At 71.1% G+C, this 15,790-nt stretch carries 13 protein-coding genes and 3 tRNA genes; 8 read left to right on the top strand and 8 right to left on the bottom strand.

Annotation, left to right across the window (positions count from 1 at the left end):
• Nucleotides 1-62: 62 nt before the first annotated feature.
• Together KCH87_RS29815 and KCH87_RS29810 are read right to left on the bottom strand one after the other, a co-directional pair.
• Nucleotides 63-1,517, bottom strand: coding sequence for an FGGY family carbohydrate kinase (locus tag KCH87_RS29815; protein WP_210589399.1), 1,455 nt, complete (start codon nt 1,515-1,517; stop codon nt 63-65).
• Between the two features lie 126 nt (nt 1,518-1,643).
• Entirely contained in the window at nt 1,644-1,937 is a 294-nt protein-coding gene (locus KCH87_RS29810) for a YtxH domain-containing protein (protein ID WP_210589398.1), read from the bottom strand.
• A gap of 131 nt (nt 1,938-2,068) precedes the next feature.
• On the opposite strand from KCH87_RS29810, the gene KCH87_RS29805 reads away from it, so the two are divergent.
• The 6 genes from KCH87_RS29805 (at nt 2,069) to KCH87_RS29780 (ending at nt 5,008) form a co-directional block, all read left to right on the top strand.
• Nucleotides 2,069-2,141, top strand: a tRNA-Asn gene (locus KCH87_RS29805).
• 6 nt (nt 2,142-2,147) lie between these two features.
• A tRNA-Asn gene (locus KCH87_RS29800) sits at nt 2,148-2,220 on the top strand.
• A gap of 167 nt (nt 2,221-2,387) precedes the next feature.
• Nucleotides 2,388-2,461 (top strand) — tRNA-Ile (locus tag KCH87_RS29795).
• Nucleotides 2,462-2,638: 177 nt separating this feature from the next.
• Nucleotides 2,639-2,872, top strand: coding sequence for a type II toxin-antitoxin system VapB family antitoxin (locus KCH87_RS29790; RefSeq protein ID WP_210589397.1), 234 nt, complete (start codon nt 2,639-2,641; stop codon nt 2,870-2,872).
• Nucleotides 2,869-3,276 carry a PIN domain nuclease gene (locus KCH87_RS29785; protein WP_210589396.1) on the top strand — a complete coding sequence of 136 codons (408 nt, stop codon included), beginning with the start codon at nt 2,869-2,871 and terminating at the stop codon, nt 3,274-3,276. The genes KCH87_RS29790 and KCH87_RS29785 overlap by 4 nt, the downstream gene beginning before the upstream one ends.
• A 37-nt stretch (nt 3,277-3,313) precedes the next feature.
• Complete coding sequence (locus tag KCH87_RS29780; RefSeq protein WP_210589395.1) at nt 3,314-5,008, top strand: phospholipid carrier-dependent glycosyltransferase; 1,695 nt, start codon at nt 3,314-3,316, stop codon at nt 5,006-5,008.
• Here KCH87_RS29780 and KCH87_RS29775 read toward each other — a convergent pair.
• Nucleotides 4,963-6,108, bottom strand: coding sequence for a CapA family protein (locus tag KCH87_RS29775; RefSeq protein ID WP_210589394.1), 1,146 nt, complete (start codon nt 6,106-6,108; stop codon nt 4,963-4,965). The genes KCH87_RS29780 and KCH87_RS29775 overlap by 46 nt on opposite strands.
• Before the next feature lie 198 nt (nt 6,109-6,306).
• Here KCH87_RS29775 and KCH87_RS29770 point away from each other — a divergent pair, with 198 nt between their 5' ends.
• On the top strand, nt 6,307-7,437 hold the full coding sequence (locus KCH87_RS29770; protein ID WP_210589393.1) for a hypothetical protein: 1,131 nt from the start codon (nt 6,307-6,309) through the stop codon (nt 7,435-7,437).
• Between the two features lie 230 nt (nt 7,438-7,667).
• Here the strand turns inward: KCH87_RS29770 and KCH87_RS29765 are convergent, their stop codons facing one another.
• The 4 genes from KCH87_RS29765 to KCH87_RS29750 all read right to left on the bottom strand — a co-directional run bounded on the left by KCH87_RS29765 (nt 7,668) and on the right by KCH87_RS29750 (nt 13,359).
• Nucleotides 7,668-8,705: a rod shape-determining protein gene (locus KCH87_RS29765; protein WP_210589392.1), complete on the bottom strand. Its 1,038-nt coding sequence runs from the start codon at nt 8,703-8,705 to the stop codon at nt 7,668-7,670.
• 224 nt (nt 8,706-8,929) lie between these two features.
• Nucleotides 8,930-10,513, bottom strand: a complete 1,584-nt coding sequence (locus tag KCH87_RS29760) for a carboxyl transferase domain-containing protein (protein WP_210589391.1) — start codon at nt 10,511-10,513, stop codon at nt 8,930-8,932.
• On the bottom strand, nt 10,506-11,954 hold the full coding sequence (locus KCH87_RS29755; RefSeq protein WP_210589390.1) for an acyl-CoA synthetase: 1,449 nt from the start codon (nt 11,952-11,954) through the stop codon (nt 10,506-10,508). The genes KCH87_RS29760 and KCH87_RS29755 overlap by 8 nt, the downstream gene beginning before the upstream one ends.
• 46 nt (nt 11,955-12,000) lie before the next feature.
• Nucleotides 12,001-13,359, bottom strand: a complete 1,359-nt coding sequence (locus KCH87_RS29750; RefSeq protein ID WP_210589389.1) for an SLC13 family permease — start codon at nt 13,357-13,359, stop codon at nt 12,001-12,003.
• Nucleotides 13,360-13,592: 233 nt separating this feature from the next.
• Between KCH87_RS29750 and KCH87_RS29745 the strand changes: the two genes are divergently transcribed.
• Nucleotides 13,593-14,300, top strand: a complete 708-nt coding sequence (locus KCH87_RS29745; protein WP_210589388.1) for a FadR/GntR family transcriptional regulator — start codon at nt 13,593-13,595, stop codon at nt 14,298-14,300.
• Between the two features lie 35 nt (nt 14,301-14,335).
• Here KCH87_RS29745 and KCH87_RS29740 read toward each other — a convergent pair whose 3' ends face one another.
• Nucleotides 14,336-15,571 carry a serine hydrolase gene (locus KCH87_RS29740; protein ID WP_210589387.1) on the bottom strand — a complete coding sequence of 412 codons (1,236 nt, stop codon included), beginning with the start codon at nt 15,569-15,571 and terminating at the stop codon, nt 14,336-14,338.
• Between the last annotated feature and the right edge of the window lie 219 nt (nt 15,572-15,790).

Genomic DNA, 15,790 nt, shown 5'->3' with positions numbered 1-15,790 from the left:
CGGCCTTCTGGGTGCGGATCGCGCCGACTCCTACCGGTCTCTTACCTTCCGGAACGCCGAACTCACACCCGGAACGCCCCGGGATGGGTCTGCTCCCGCACCGACACGAACTGCTGCCGCACCGCCTGTCCCACCGCCAGATCCTCGCCTGGCTCCAGAACCTGCGCGGCGGGACCCTGCCAGGCCGGCGGGGTCCGCGGGTCGAGAGTGCCCTGCGACGTGCCGAGCGCCCACGCCGCCTGCCGGGCGGCACCGATCGCCCCGTAGTCCGCGGGCTGCGGTACGACGACCTGCGCCCCGAACAGCGCGGGCGCCGCCGCCTGTACGGCGGGCAGTTCGGCGGCCGCCCCGAGCAGAAAGACCCGCCGCACCTCGACCCCACGCCCCCGCACCACATCCAGGGCGTCCGCGAGCCCGCACAGCATCCCCTCGAACGCCGCCCGCGCCAGATGCTCCGCCCTCATCGACTCCCGCCTGAGCCCGGCGAGGGTCCCGGCGGTGTGCGGCAGATTCGGCGTCCGCTCACCCTCCAGATAGGGGAGGAGTACGAGACCGTGGGCGCCCGGCGTCGATTTCATCGCCAGCTCGGACAGGCTCTCCAGGTCGGGCAGCCCGAGCAGTTCGGCGGTTCCGCGCAGGGTCCGTACGGCGTTCAGCGTGGTGACGACCGGCAGGTGCATACCGGTCGCGTCGGCGAGCGAGGTGATCATCCCGGTCTGGTCGACGAGCGCCTCGCGGTGCACGGCCATCACCGACCCGGAGGCGCCCAGCGACACGACGGCGTCGCCGAGCCCGATGCCGAGCCCGAAGGCGGCGGCCATGGTCGTGCCGGTCCCGGCGGAGATCAGCAGCCCCTCCGGCGTCGTACCGGCCGCTTCGGAGGGCCCGATCACCTCGGGCAGCATCGCCTGATGCCCGAGCGCCAGCTCGACGAGATCACCCCGGTAGGCGCCGGTGGCCGCGGACCAGTACCCCGTACCGGAAGCCCCGCCGCGATCCGTCGTCCTGCGCACCGGCCGCCCGAGCAACTGCCACACCAGCCAGTCGTGCGCCTGCATGAGCACAGCGGCTCGTACGGCGTTCTCGGGTTCGGTCTTCGCCAGCCACCGCAGCTTGGTCACGGGCTGAGCGGCCTGCGGTACACATCCCACCGCCTGCGCCCACGCCTCGCGTCCGCCGAGCGCGTCGATCAGATCGGCCGCCGCGACCTGCGCCCGCTTGTCACCGCCGACCATCGCCGGCCGCACGGTGTTGCCCTGCGCGTCCAGCGGGATCACGGCGTTCTGCTGCGCCGACACGCCGATGGCCTGCACGCCTTCGAGGAGCCCGCCGCCGGCCGCCTCGCCGAGGGACAGCAGCCAGGCCTGCGGGTCGACGTCGGAGGGCCGCGAGCCGCCTTCGGCACCTTCGATCGGATGCGGGGCGTACCCCTGCCTGAGCACGGCTCCGGTGTCCGCGTCGCAGACGACGATGCGAGTGAAATCGGGCGCACTGTCCAGCCCGGCGACTATCCCCATGGCCAAAATTCTATGGGCCAGCGCCGTGGGGGTGCGTCTCGTCTTCTGGCTGCGGGTGCGTCGTGGCTGGTCGCGCAGTTCCCCGCGCCCCTAGGGGGTGGCTGTGCCGGCATTGAAGAGGTACCGCTATGTATTGCTTGTGCCCCAGTCGTCCTCTGCTGCGCCGTTGGTGTTGCGTTCGCGCAAGGAGCGGACTCGTTGGGCCACGGAGTCGGGGACCTTCTCGCTGACCGTGTGGTACGCCTTGCCGGCGAACTGGCGGCCCTGGTGGGCGGCCGACTCTGCGGTGTTGCGGACGGCGGGGTTCTGGGAGATCTGGCGGGCGGACTTCTTCAGCTGCTCGTAGCGCTCGCGTCCGGCCTTCGTGCCCAGCACGTAACCCAGAGCGAGTCCGGCGACGAACGTGAGCCGGTAGCGCATGGCGGCCACCTTCCTTGACGACGGGGAACCGATTGGCGGAGCACCCCCCTGCTTGCGCTAATGTATGTGTCGCAGCGAGCGCCCGCCCCCTGGCGAATACCCAGGGAGGTACGTTCGATGCAGCGAGGCAATCCTCCGTAGCTCAATTGGCAGAGCAGCCGGCTGTTAACCGGCAGGTTACTGGTTCGAGTCCAGTCGGGGGAGCTTCGGTCTTCCGTAGCTCAATTGGCAGAGCAGCCGGCTGTTAACCGGCAGGTTACTGGTTCGAGTCCAGTCGGGAGAGCACCTGGAAGAGGACCCCGTTGGGGTCCTTTTTCATGCCTGGTGGAACCGCCCAGGCCAGGCCGAAGTCCTCATGGGCGTGCGAAGTCGACCATCCGAGGCAGGAGATCGTATGAGCGGCTATGCTGCGGCAGACGGCGCGCACAAATGTGCGCGACACGCCGCTATGGGGCGGTAGCTCAGCCGGTTAGAGCAGCGGACTCATAATCCGTCGGCCGTGGGTTCGAGTCCCACCCGCCCCACCGCGCACTCTTCGTGCAGAAACGATCTGATCAGCAACTTCGCTGCTGGGTCGGTGGGTTGACGGAAACACCCTGACTCCTGAGTGGCCCCCTTGAGCGGTCCGCTTGCCTTCGGCGGGCGTGTCAATGTTGGTGATGTATCCTGGATGCATACATCGTGGATGCTGGAGGTGCCCGATGTCCGTCACGCAGATCGATCTCGACGACGAGGCGCTGGCCGAGGCCATGCGACTCATGGGTGTCAAGACGAAGAAGGAGACCGTCAACGCGGCCCTTCGGGACTACGTGGCGCGGATCAAGAGGCTTGAGGCTGCGGAGAAGCTGGCCGCGCGGGGTGCGCGTGGCGAGTTCGAGCAGGCATCGGCCGCACATGACGCGGAGAAGCGCGCCCGGCGCACGGCCTTCGAGTGATCACGTATCTGGTGGACACCTCTGCTCTGTGGCACCTGTTCCGCACCCCGGGCGCGTTGCGCCCATGGGAGGGGCACATCGCCGCTGGAGTGTTCCACCTCTGCGAGCCGACCCGCGCCGAGTTTCTCCACTCGGCAACCAGCCCGTCCCACCGGGATGAGCTCGCGGAGGAACTGGACGCACTCTGCCTGCTGTCTCCCGTTCCCAAGAATGCCTGGCGCTGGGTCGACACCGCCCAGTACAAACTGACCCAACAGGGTCAGCATCGCGCGGCAGGAGCGATCGACCTGCTGGTGTGTGCGACCGCGGTCCACCACGGCCATACCGTCCTCCACTTGGACAACGACTTCGCGACGGTGTCCGGAGTACTCAAGGAAGTTCAGCAGCGAGACGTACGAGCCTGATCTCCGTACAGGGCGACATCCGGGGGGCGGCCGCTTCATGGACCTCGACGACGAGGGGTTCCGTCCCGCGCCGTGCTCAAGTACTGGGGATACGCGGGTGGTTCGCCGGACCGTGGACACGCCGTTGAACTGGGCGGTCCGGCTGCGTCGCTTCGGCTATGTGCCGCCCCTCCGGACCAGTGCGCGGGAGCGTCTTGTACCGCCGTTTCCGCGGCCACCGTTCCATCTGTGGCGGCTGATCGGCCTGCCGCCCGCTGTCGCGGAGCGTCTCGCCGGAGCGACCGGCTGGCTGGGGCCGCTGCTGGTGGCCGCCTTCGCCGGGGTGATCCGCTTCTGGCGGCTGGGGCAGCCGCACGCCCTGCTCTTCGACGAGACGTACTACGCCAAGGACGCCTGGTCGCAGCTGCGGTTCGGCTACGAAGGGGTGTGGCCCGACCGCAAGGTCGCCGACCCGCAGGTGCTGGGTGATCCGCAGGTCGTCCCACTGTCGGAGACGGGTGCGTTCGTCGCCCATCCGCCCATGGGCAAGTGGGTCATCGCGGCCGGTGAATGGGCGTTCGGCCTCGACCCGTTCGGCTGGCGGTTCGCGACGGCCGTACTCGGCACGCTGTCGGTGCTGATGCTGTGCCGCATCGGCCGACGCCTGTTCCGCTCCACCTACTTGGGGTGCCTGGCCGGGCTGCTGATGGCGGTGGACGGACTGCACTACGTCCTCAGCCGTACCGCGCTGCTCGACCTGATCGTGATGTTCTTCGTGCTGGCGGCCTTCGGCTGTCTGCTGCTCGACCGGGACCGGGCACGCGCCCTGCTGGCCGACCGGGGAAGCATGGGCTCGCGGCCGTGGCGCTGGGCGGCGGGGGTCTGCCTGGGGCTTGCGGCGGCGACCAAATGGAACGGCTGGTACTTCCTCGTCGCCTTCACGGTGCTGGCCCTGCTCTGGGATGTCGGCTCCCGACGCGTCGCGGGAGCCCGGCGCCCCTTCCGGGCGGTGCTGCGCAAGGACCTCGTCCCGTCGCTGACGTCCCTCGTGCCGGTCGCCCTGGCCGCCTATCTCCTCACCTGGACCGGGTGGTTCGCCTCCGACCAGGGGTACGGCCGCCACTGGGCGGACGGCCGCGGCGGCCCATGGGCGTGGATCCCCGCACCCCTGCGCAGCTTCTGGCACTACCAACACCAGGTCTACGAGTTCAACATCGGCCTGGACGCCTGGCACCGCTACGAGTCGAACCCATGGAGCTGGCTCGTCCTCGGACGTCCCGTGCCCATTGACTTCCACTTCTCGGCGCAGGGTCAGGACGGCTGCCGGGCGGCCGCCGGCTGCGCCCGGGAGATCATCGCGCTGGGGACGCCGCTGCTGTGGTGGACGGCCAGTTGTGCCCTCGTCTATCTGCTGTACCGGTGGGCGCTGCGACGGGACTGGCGGGCCGGCGCGATCCTGTGCGCGGTGGCGGCGGGATGGCTGCCCTGGTTCCTCTACCAGGACCGCACGACCTTCTCCTTCTACGCGATCGTCTTCCTGCCCTACCTGTGCCTGGCCGTGGCCATGATGGCGGGAGCCATGGCCGGACCGCCCGGCGCCGGTCGGCGACGCCGCGTCCGGGGCGCGGTGAGCGTCGGCACACTCACCCTGCTGATCGTGTGGAACTTCGTCTACTTCTTCGCCATTTACGCCGGCGTGACCATTCCCTACGACTCCTGGCAGGCCCGTGTGTGGCTCGGCTCGTGGGCGTAGAGCCACGTCGCCGAACTCATCGAGTCCGACGGCACGATGCGCAGCCCGTCGTTGATCCGGCCGAGCGTCGCGGCGAGCCACATACGGTCCTCCGGCGGCGCGGGCTCCAGCCGCATCCGGCGGGACCGCAGCGGCACCAGGCGCAGGCCGGTCAGCCGACCGGTGTCCGCGTCCAGCGACACGAGGTGGGCGAGCCGCAGGTCGTCGCGGTACTGCTCGTGGCCGGAGATCCCTTCGTAGTCGTCGATGAAGTCGCCGCAGCCGTGCAGGATCAGGCGGTCGCGGTAGATCTCCAGCGGCCGGGGATGGTGCGAGGAGTGGCCGTGGACGAGGTCGGCGCCGGCGTCCACGAGGGCGTGCGCGAAACCGGTCTGGTCCCGGGGGACGCGGTAGCCCCAGTTGGAGCCCCAGTGCACGGAGACGACCACGAGATCGCCCGCGCGTGCGGTCCGTCGTATGCGTACGACCGCTGCGGCGGCCTCCGCGGCCGACAGCTCGGGGACGTACGCGACGCCGGACCGGTCCGAAGTCGCCGCCCAGTCGGGCGGGATGCCGCTGGACGAGGCGCCCAGGGCGAACACCAGCACCCTGCGCCCGTGACCGACCGGGACCACCGCAGGCGCGTACGCCTCGTCGGCGTTGCGTCCCGCGCCCGCCGTCCGCAGGCCCGCGCCCGCGAGTGAGCCGAGCGTCTCCATGAGCCCCGGGCGGCCGAAGTCGAGGACGTGGTTGTTGGCCAGGACGCAGACGTCGGGGCGGGCCACCGTCAGGGCGGACAGGTTGGCCGGGTGCATCCGGTAGTGGACCTCCTTGCCGGGCGCGAACGCGTCGCCGCGCGTGACGGTGGTCTCCAGATTCAGGATCCGCGCGTCCGGTGCCGCCTCCTCCAGCACGCGCAGTGCCTCGCCCCACGGCCAGGACGGCGGTACGGGGACGGGGATCGGCCCGTTCGCAGCCTCGGCGAGGCCGACGTAGGACCGGGCATCCGCGACCCATGGCTCCCGCAGGGCCGGATCACCGGCGTACGGGAGGATCTGGTCGACGCCCCGCCCGAGCATCACATCGCCGCACAGGAACAGCGTCACCACACCGCCACCCATACATCCACGCTAAGCGCTCCGCGGGAAGTGCAGCGAGGGGCCGTCCATCGCCTGCGGGTCCGTTGTGGCTGGTCGCGCAGTTCCCCGCGCCCCTTTGGGGCGCTGGCGAACTGTAGCCGGCAAGGGTCCCGGCACCGGCCATGTCCATGGCACATTTACACTTGCGCCTGCGCGTCAGCCGCGAGGGGGAGTATCAGCATGGCCAGACAGCCGTCCGACGAGTCGCCGATATCCGACGAGGAGTGGGAGAGGTTCCTCAAGGATGCGGAGCGGGAGACCCCGGACGCGGCGCCGAAGGAGCCGTCCGCACGGGCGCGCATGGTCACCGAGCGGTTGCGGCAGCAGGACGCGCGGGGGGAGGCGCCCGAAGGGTGGCGCACCGGGCCCGCCCGGCCGGAAGTGCGTACCGCTCGGCGCCGGCGGATGTGGGCGATCATCGGAGTCCCCGTCGCGGTCGTGGTCGCGTCGGTGGCGGTGAAGCCGTCGCTGCTGCCCGGGGACCCCTTCGGATCCGGCGCTTCGGACGACTCCGTCGCCGCCTCCCCGCTGCCCGCCGAAACCGGCCGACCCACCGGGCCACCCTCCTCGATGGCCCCGGACACCCCCACCCTCGCCGACCCGTTCGCCGGCTCACCGGCCAAGCGGTACGCCGACGGCGCGGCCGGGATCGTGGCGCCGAAGGCGACCGCGGTCGGCGGGTTCTCGAAGGCCCAGGTCGCGCAGGCCCTGGAGCAGACAAGGGAGTTGCTGGTCGCCGCCAACCTCGACCCGGCCACGCTGCGCGGCGGGCGCCCCGAGACCGCGCTCGGCGTGCTCGATCCCCGGCAGCCGGAGCTGGTCGAGCTGCTGAACACCTCGCTGCGCAAGCCCGACAAGGACCACGATCCGCTGACGATGTTCAGCCGCTTCGACCCCGCCGAGGTACGACCGGCCGGTGACGTCGTCAAAACCCGTGGGCGGATGACCTTCGAGGCCGGCAAGGACGGCTCGGTCCTCGTGCACGCCGACTACACCTTCGTCTACCCGCTGGTGAAGGCGCGGGACGGCGCGACCGAGGTGGCCCGTACCGTCGTACGACGCCTGCTCGACGTCCAGCTCCTCGACCCGAGCCGCTACCAGGTCACCCCCGGGAAGATCAGCGTGCAGCGCTACGACCAGGAGATCGGCAACTCCGCCTGCGACCTCTACGACGGCTTCCTCCACCCCGACTTCGACTCGGACGCCCCGGTCGGCCCCTCGCCCTCCGGCTCGGCCGTCGACCCCTACGACCGCAGCCGCACCCCGGACCCGAACCGCGACGAGAGCTGCGGAACGGTCAGCCGCACCTGAGCGCTCCGCTGGACGTGCAGCGAGGGGCCGTCCATCGCCTGCGGCTCCGTTGTGGCTGGTCGCGCAGTTCCCCGCGCCCCTTCAGGGCGCTGCCGAACCGCAGTGGACTTCGCCCGACCCGCTAGGCGCCGGACAGGCCCTGAGCACTTTCCGCCGGCGTGCCGATCCGGAGCCGATTGCCGTCCGGATCACGCACCCGCAGATACACCAGAGGGAGTCTTCGGGCACGGTCAGGTCGTCGACGTGTCGAGCGCCAGTGGCTCGATCTTGCCCTCCAGCATGTAGCCGAGACCCTGTACGGCGCACACGTCGGGCCGTTCCGCGATGTGCACCGGCATACCGGTGAACTGCCGCAGCATCTGGTCGAGCCCGGGCAGCAGAGCGCTCCCGCCGACCATCATGATCCCGCGGTCGCCGAGGTCGGCCACCAGGTCGGGCGGGCAGTCACGCAGCACCTTCCCGATGCCGTCGAGGACGGCGGTCAGCGGGGTCGTGATGCATTCGCGTACGGCGGCGGTGTCGACCTGCACGGAACGGGCAAGACCGGTGGCGACGTCACGTCCGTGGATCTCGGTGGAGGCGGGCCCGTGGGGCGTGAGCCCGTTGCCGGAGAGGGCGAGTTGCAGGGGCCGTACGGACTGACTCGGCAGCATCAGTTCATGCTCGTGACGCAGGTGCTGCACGATCGCGTGGTCGACCGCCTCGCCGCCCACCGAAATCCGCTCGGCGGTCACGATCGAACCCAGCGAGAGCACGGCGATCTGGGTGGCCGCCGCCCCGCACACCAGCACCATCGTGGCCTCCGGCTGCTCGACGGGCAGCCCGCAGCCGACGGCGGCGGCGATCAGCGTGTCCACCAGCTCGACCCGCCGCGCACCCAGCCCGACCAGCGTCTCGATCGTCGCCCGCTGGGCCAGCGGGTCCGCGTCGTGCGGCGTGCAGGCCGCGGCACGCAGGATCGGCTTGCGGCGCAGGGAACGGCGGATCTTGTCGCCGAGCAGATGCCGCAGCATCCGCTGCGCCATCTCGATGTCGACGACGCTGCCACCCGACACGGGCCGCACGACCCGGATGTAGTGCGGCGTACGGCCCGTCATCTTCTCCGCGAACTCCCCGACCGCGATCAGCGCGCCGGTCTTGGTGTTCACGGCCGCCGCCGACGGCTGGTCGACGACGAGCCCGGCGCCCTTCACCCAGACCCTGGTCCGCGCCGCCCCAAGGTCGACTCCGAGATGGCAGCGGCGCAACTGCCCCAGACTTTCGGTCACGGCAGATCCTCCCGAGTGCAGACCGTGGCGGCCTCCGGGTGGGGTGGCCGGGCCTCGTTTCGCGGGCCGCCGGGCGGCGAACCTCTCCCTCGCATCGTGCGGGGGCGGGGGTGGGGGGCGCCTGTTGTGGGGGGCCGGGTGGGGTGCCGCTGGACGGGTGATTTCCGGCGGTTGTACGGCGCGTCGCCTCCCTCGGACGGGAAGCGGCGCCATCATCCAGGGCTTCAGGAACGTCCGGTGTCCGTAACACCCCGGATCACGCCCAGCTCCGTCAAATCCTGAGGCCGGATCCGGAGTTGGTCCGCGGTCGCCTCGACCTCCTCCGGCGGGCGCTTCAGGATCGCCGCCGCCAGCTCCGGTGCGATCACCGAGAAGTAACTGTCCGGCGTGGCCCATGTGTTGCCCGGCGCGGCCAGCGCCAGCGCGCCGCCGGAGCCGCCCTCGCCGATGAGGAGTGTGGTGATCGGCGTCCGTGCGGCGGCCACCGCGGCGAAGAGGTCCGCGACGGCGGCGCCCACGCCCTGCCGCTCCGCCTCCGCGTCGTTCGCCGCGCCGGGGGTGTCGACGAGGGTCAGTACGGGGATGCCGAGCCGGTCGGCGAGACGGATCAGCCGGGCGGCCGTACGGTAACCGGCCGGGCGGGTCGCCGTTCCGGCCTGCGCCGCGTACGCCACCGTACGGCCGTCATGTTCGCCGAACCCGCAGAGCATCCCCGCGTCGGTGCCGCCGCAGCGGTCGCCGCTGAGGGAGACGCGGTGGGTGAAGTAGGAGTCCAAGTAGGCCTGGGCGCGTGGGCGTTGAGGGGCACGGGCGCGCTGGACGGCGTCCCAGCCTGTCGGCGGGAGGGTTGGGGTGCCGCTGTGGGCGGGGGGTTCTGGTGTACGGCCGTGGACGGGGCGTTCCGGTGTGCCGCCGTGGGCCGGAGGTTCCGGTGTGCGGCCGGTGCCGGGGACTTCGCGTGCGTCGCCGGTCTCGGGGGGTTCGGTCGCGTCGCCCGTGGCGGTGGTGAGCTTCGCCGCGCTGTCGGCTGCGGAGGGCTCCGTCGCGTCGCCGGCGGTCCGGATCTCCGTCGCGTCGCCCGTGCTCCGTATCTCCGCCGCGCCCAGCGCCCGTGGTACCGGCGCCTCCTGGACGGACGATCCCGTCAGCAGCCGGAGCCACCGCCCCAGCGTTTTCCGCAGCTCCTCCGGTCGGACGACCCCGTCCGCCGCCCCCGCCGCCACCTGCGCCTCCGCCGTGTACGCGGCGGGGTCCGCGTCCGGTGGGCGGACCCGGGAGCCCGCGAAGCCGACCTGGGCGCCGGGCAGGGCGAGGATGACGTCGGCGCCCGCGCCGAGGGTGGCCCAGCCGCCGCCGGTCGTGGGGTCGCGGAGTACGGCGATCTGGGGCAGGCCCGCCTCGCGGGTGAGGACGGACTGCCGTGCCGCGCGCTGGAGTTGGGTGAGTGCGAGCATGCCCTCCTGCATCCGGCTGCCGCCGGTGGCGACGAGCGGGACGACCGGGAGACGGTGGGCGCGAGCGTAGGCGTACGCCGCCTCCAGCCGGTCGCCGGTGCGCTCGCCCAACGAGCCGCCCAGGAAGCCGAACTCGAAGGTGATGAGGACGGCCTGCGTGCCCTCGATGTGGGCCGTGCCGCAGACTACGGACTCCTGCTCGCCGGTGCGTTCGGCGGCGCGGGCGCGCGAGGCGTCGTAGCCCTGCCAGGAGAGCGGGCCGTCGGGCCCGGACTCCCTTGAAGGGGGCGGGAGTTCGGTGAAGTCGTCGGTGACGAGGGCGATCGTCTCGCGTGCGGAGAGACGGTCAGTCACGGGTCAGCGCCCGCTTCATGATCTTCCCCATGTCGTTGCGGGGGAGGGCGTCGAGGTGGTGGACGACGCGCGGGCGCTTGTGCGGGGCGAGGCGGCGGGCCACGTGGTCGGCCAACTCATCGATGGGGGGCGGGGATTGGGGGTCCGCGGGGACGATCCAGGCGACGATCCGCTCGCCGAGGTCGGCGTCGGGTTCACCGGTGACCGCTGCCTCCCGTACGCCCGGGTGCTCCAGCAACGCGTTCTCGATCTCGCCCGCCCCGATCTTGTAACCCCCGCTCTTGATCAGGTCGGTGGCCTTGCGGCCGACGATCCGGACATAGCCGTCGGGATCCCGCACCGCCATGTCGCCGGTGCGGAACCAGCCGTCGGCCGTGAAGGCGGCGGCCGTCGCGTCCGGCCGGTTCAGGTACTCGGTGAACAGGTTCGGCCCACGCACCTGGATCTCGCCCACCGTCTCGCCGTCGTACGACGTGATGGGCGCCCCGTCCTCCTCGACGAGCCGCAGCTCGACGCCGGGCAACGGTACGCCCACCGTTCCCGCCCGCGGCTCCCCGTCGGCCCGCACGCTGGTGTTCATCAGCGTCTCCGTCATGCCGTACCGCTCGATGACCCGGCGTCCGGTCGCCGCCGCGATCCGCTCGTGGTCGTGCACGGGCAGCGCGGCCGACCCGGAGACGAGCAGCCGGGCATGGGCGAGAGCCTTCGCCAACTCCGGGTCGTCGGGGAGGGTTTGGGCGATGCGGTGGTACATCGTCGGTACGCCGAACAGCATGGTCGCGCCGTCGTTCAGCTCGCGTGTCACACCCTCCGTGGTGAATCGGCCGAGGTGGCGCACGGATCCGCCGCGGCGCAGCGGGCCGAGGATGCCCAGGACGAGACCGTGCACGTGGAACAAGGGGAGACCATGGACGAGTACGTCGTCGCCGGTCCACTGCCAGGCGTCGGCGAGCGCGTCGAGGGTGGTGGCGATCGCGCGGCGCGGGAGGACGGCGCCCTTGGGCGGGCCGGTGGTGCCGGAGGTGTAGACGACGAGGGCCGCGTCATCGGGTGTGACGGAGCGAGCGGGGGCGATGGTGCCGGTGCCCTGCGGGTCCACGTCGATGCGTGGCAAGTCGCCGAGCGGAGAGGGGAGTTCGGAGCCCGGTGCGGTCAGCACGGCCGACGGGGCGCTGTCGGCCAGGATGTGCCCGAGCTCCTTCTCGCCCGACTTCGGGTTCAGCGGTACGACGGCCACCCCGGCCTCCAGCGCCGCCACCACGGCGACGGCCGTCTCCAGCGCCGGGGTCGCCCACACGGCCACCCGCCCCGCGCCCCGGATTCTCCCGGCCGTCACGCCCGCCGCGGCGGCGAGCTGCCCGTAGGTCAGGGAGCGATCGCCGAACCGCAGCGCGGGCCGGTCGGTCGGGCCTTCGGTCAGGGCGGGGAAGAGAGAGGACACGCGTCGTACTCCTGTCTGTTGTGTCACTGAGCCGCGGGTACGGGACCTACCCCCAGCCGGGCACGACCAGCACCAGCCACACCACCGCCGGTACCGTCGCCACCACGATCCCTCCGTACACCATCAGCTGCCTAAAGAATCGCTCGCGGTCCACGTCCGGCGCGGCGGCCAGCACCAGTGCGCCGTTCGTCGAGAACGGACTGACGTCCACGACCGTCGCCGACACCGCGAACGCCGCCACCATGCCGACCGCCCCGATCTCCCCCTCCGCGAGGAACGGCACCGCGAGCGGGATCAGCGCGCCCATGATCCCCACGGACGAGGCGAACGCCGAGACGATCGCGCCGATGTAGCACAGCAGCACGGCGGAGAGCAGCGGGACGCCGATGTCGCTGACGCCCTCGCCCGCCCAGGTGATCGTGCCCATCTCCTGAAGCACGCCGACATAGGTGAGGACACCGCAGATCACCAGGACCGTCGGCCACGCGATCTGCCCGACCGCCTTCTTGCTGTCCTCCGGCCAGGCGGCGCTGAGCACCACGGCGAGGGTGATCGCGGTCAGGCCCGCGTCGAGGTCGAAGGCGAGCACGGCGACGACGAGGGCGACCAGGGCGACGAGGGTGGTGATCCGGGCCGGGGTGAGGCGGACGTCGAGGGCGTCGGGGCGGGTGACCACGGCCGTGGTGGTGGGGGCGGGGCTGGTGCCCGTACCTTCCGGCTCCCGGTCCTGCTTCCCCGTACCGCCGCTGTCCTTGGAGTCATCCGCATCCGTCCCGGTCTCCAACGGCACCGCGCCCTGCGCCCACAGCTTCAGCCCGCCGAAGAGGAGGAACACCACGGCCGCGACGGCGAGGTTGACGAAGAGCGAGGCGAGGAAGAGGGCGAGCTCGTTGCCGGGGAGCTTCTCGCGCTCCACGATGCCGTTGACGATCGAACCGTAGATGCTGATCGGCGAGAAGCCGCCGGCCTGGGCGCCGTGCACCACCATCGCGCCCATCAGCAGCGGGCTGATCCCGTAACGGGAGGCGAAGCTCAGCGCGATGGGCGCGACGATCGCGACCGCGGCCGGACTGACCGCGCCGATCGCCGTGAGCGCCCCGGTGATCGCGAACATCACCCAGGGGATCAGCGCCACCCGCCCCCGTACGAGCCGGATGGCCGCGTGCACCAGCCAGTCGGTGGTGCCGTTGGCCCGCGCGATCGCGAACAGATACGTGACGCCGACGAGGACGACGAACAGGTCCCCGGGGAAGCCGGCGAAGATGCCGTCCGCGTCGAGGTCGGCGACGAGTTCGCCCACCACGAAGGCGGCGGCGAAGGCGAGCGCGCCCATATTGATGGAACGCGTGGTGGCGATGACGAACACCACGACGAGGACGAGGATCGAAATGAGCTCGGAGGACATACGGGCTCCCGTCTTTGGGTCCCGGAGCGGTGAGGGTTGACTGGCTGGATGAGAGGGTTGACTGGCTGGATGAGTGGTCGAGTGGCTGAGCCACTTGGCCGGTTGGCTGATTAGCGTGGGCCCAGCTGTCTGACGCGTCAAGGGGTCGCGCAGAATTGGCTGAGCCAATCGACCAATCGACCAATGAACCACTCGACCACTCAGTGTTACCCTCCCCACGAGAGGGGGATCCCGTGACCGACGCCCTGCGTCCCATGAGCAAGCAGCGCCTTTACGAGCAAGTGCTGGACCGGCTGCGCCAGTACGTCGCCGAGGGCGGCCTCAAGGCCGGCGACCGTCTCCCGCCCGAGCGCGACCTCGCCCAGCGCCTGGGCGTCAGCCGGGCCTCGGTGAAGCAGGCCATCGTGGTCCTGGAGGTACAGGGCCTGGTGGAGGCGCGGCACGGCGGCGGCACGTATCTCGTCCGGGACAGCCTCGACGTGGAGTCCGTGGAGAAGCTGGTCGAGCGCCGACGGCGCCTGCCCGACGTCCTCGACGCCCGCGAGGCCCTGGAGACCAAGCTCGCCGAACTGGCCGCCGAGCGCCGTACGGAGGAGGACCTGACGGCGATGCGTCAGGCGCTCGCCCGCATGGCCGAGGAGATCGAGCAGGGCCGGCACGGCGTCGACGGCGACCGGCTGTTCCACGCGGCGGTCACCGCGGCCGCGCACAGCAGCATCCTCGCCGAGTTCATGCGCTCCATCTCCGACCAGATCGCCGAGAGCCGTACCGAGTCCCTCCGCCAGCCCGGCCGCCCCACCCGTTCCTACGCCCAGCACGAGGCCATCCTCGACGCCATCACCGACCGCCGCCCCGGAGCGGCCGCCGCGGCGATGCGACGGCATGTCCGGACGGTCGCGAAGGTGCGGCTGCTGGACTGGGATCCGGGGGAGGGCGAGTAGCCGCGAGGCGCGCGACCGACGTCACTTCTCCCGGACTAACGGCGCTTCCCGCACACCGCGTTCTCGATCATGTCGTACGTCGCCTTGTCCTGCTCCGCGGAGCGCTGCTCGTCGCCGAAGCGGGTGGTGAAGACGGCAGCGGCGGCGGAGGCGTCGCCGGCCGGGGTGACGGCGGCCTCCGAGATGGTGCCGAAGGAGGTGCCGCCGTGGTACCAGACGCCCGCGTCGCAGCCCGCGACCGGGCGCCAGGCGATGCCGAGCCCGTAGCGGGCCTTGTCTCCGCCGGACATGTCGGGTGCCGGCACCGTGGTGCGCATCTGCTCCAGTTGCTTCGCCGGCAGCAGCGTGCCGTCCATCAGGGCGCGCAGGAAGGTGTTCATGTCGCTGGTGGTGCTGACGATGCCGCCGTCCGCACCGCCGTCCACCTGGAGCGTGGTGTCGGTGAGGTCGTCCCGTCCCGGGAACTGGACGTAGGCGGTGGCGGTGGGCAGTGGGACGTAGGCGGAGGTGCCCATGGTCAGGGTGTGGCGCAGACCGAGCGGCTCGATGATCCGCTCGTGGACCGCCTGCTCCCAGGGGCGTCCGGTGGCCCGCTCGACGATCATGCCGATCAGCACGTAGTTGGTGTTGGAGTAGGCCCACCGGGTCTCGGACCCGGGATCCTCGGCGTCCGGCAGCCAGCCCGGGGCGCGCGTCATGGCCAACGCGACCTGTTCGGCGGGGGTGCGAACGGTGAACCGTTTCGCGCGATAGTTCTCGGGCGTCAGTTCCTTGGGATCGCTGAAGAGTATGTCCGTGTAGTTGGGCAGGCCGCTGGTGTGCTGGAGCAGGTTGCGGACGGTGATACGGCGTCCGTCGTTGCCGTGGCCGGTCACCACTCCGGGCAGCCACTTCTCGACGGTGTCGTCGAGGGCCAACTTGCCCTCGGCCACCAGTTGAAGAGCGACCACGGCAACGAAGGTCTTGGCGTCGCTGCCGATCCGGTAGTACGCGTCGAACGGCACCCGCCCGCCCTCGTCCAGATCCCGGACACCCGCCCTGGCCTCGCGGTTGCGCCCATCGACGTCCCGCGCCTGCACGATCAGACCGGAGGCGCCGGTGTCCCGCACCGCGTCGGCGTCCCGTTGCAACCGGCTCCCGATCGCCGAGCCTGCGTCGCCGCCCAGCGCCCAGGCCCCCGAGCCGAGCACGGTGGCGACTCCGAGTGCACCGGCACCGGCCACGGCCAGTGCCCACCTCGGCCGGGCCGGCCGGCCTGACGTCTTTCGCATCGTCATCAACACACCTCGGACGCTACGCAGCGGCAACCCCCAGGCCCATCCGGCAACCCCGAGCTTTGAAGCTGGGGGTAACCCCACCCATCGAGTCGTCCGCACGCTGATGCGTTGAACTCGCTTTGTGTCTTGGCTCACAGGGCGGCGAACGGTCTTCGAAGTTGATCAAGTGTGCCGCATTAATTAGAATTCATCCGGCGTCGTCAACGACCACCG

It is taken from the genome of Streptomyces sp. GESEQ-35 (assembly GCF_017948485.1).
In the GTDB taxonomy this organism is placed as follows: Bacteria; Actinomycetota; Actinomycetes; order Streptomycetales; family Streptomycetaceae; genus Streptomyces.
Note: the sequence above shows the minus strand (reverse complement) of the source record. Positions and strands in the feature narration are given on the sequence as shown.

Coding starts and splice junctions, on each gene's coding strand:
- KCH87_RS29815 (WP_210589399.1), bottom strand. CDS start 1,517: ATGGGGATAGTCGCCGGGCTGGACAGTGCGCCCGATTTCACTCGCATC.
- KCH87_RS29810 (WP_210589398.1), bottom strand. CDS start 1,937: ATGCGCTACCGGCTCACGTTCGTCGCCGGACTCGCTCTGGGTTACGTG.
- KCH87_RS29790 (WP_210589397.1), top strand. CDS start 2,639: ATGTCCGTCACGCAGATCGATCTCGACGACGAGGCGCTGGCCGAGGCC.
- KCH87_RS29780 (WP_210589395.1), top strand. CDS start 3,314: ATGGACCTCGACGACGAGGGGTTCCGTCCCGCGCCGTGCTCAAGTACT.
- KCH87_RS29775 (WP_210589394.1), bottom strand. CDS start 6,108: ATGGGTGGCGGTGTGGTGACGCTGTTCCTGTGCGGCGATGTGATGCTC.
- KCH87_RS29770 (WP_210589393.1), top strand. CDS start 6,307: ATGGCCAGACAGCCGTCCGACGAGTCGCCGATATCCGACGAGGAGTGG.
- KCH87_RS29750 (WP_210589389.1), bottom strand. CDS start 13,359: ATGTCCTCCGAGCTCATTTCGATCCTCGTCCTCGTCGTGGTGTTCGTC.
- KCH87_RS29740 (WP_210589387.1), bottom strand. CDS start 15,571: ATGCGAAAGACGTCAGGCCGGCCGGCCCGGCCGAGGTGGGCACTGGCC.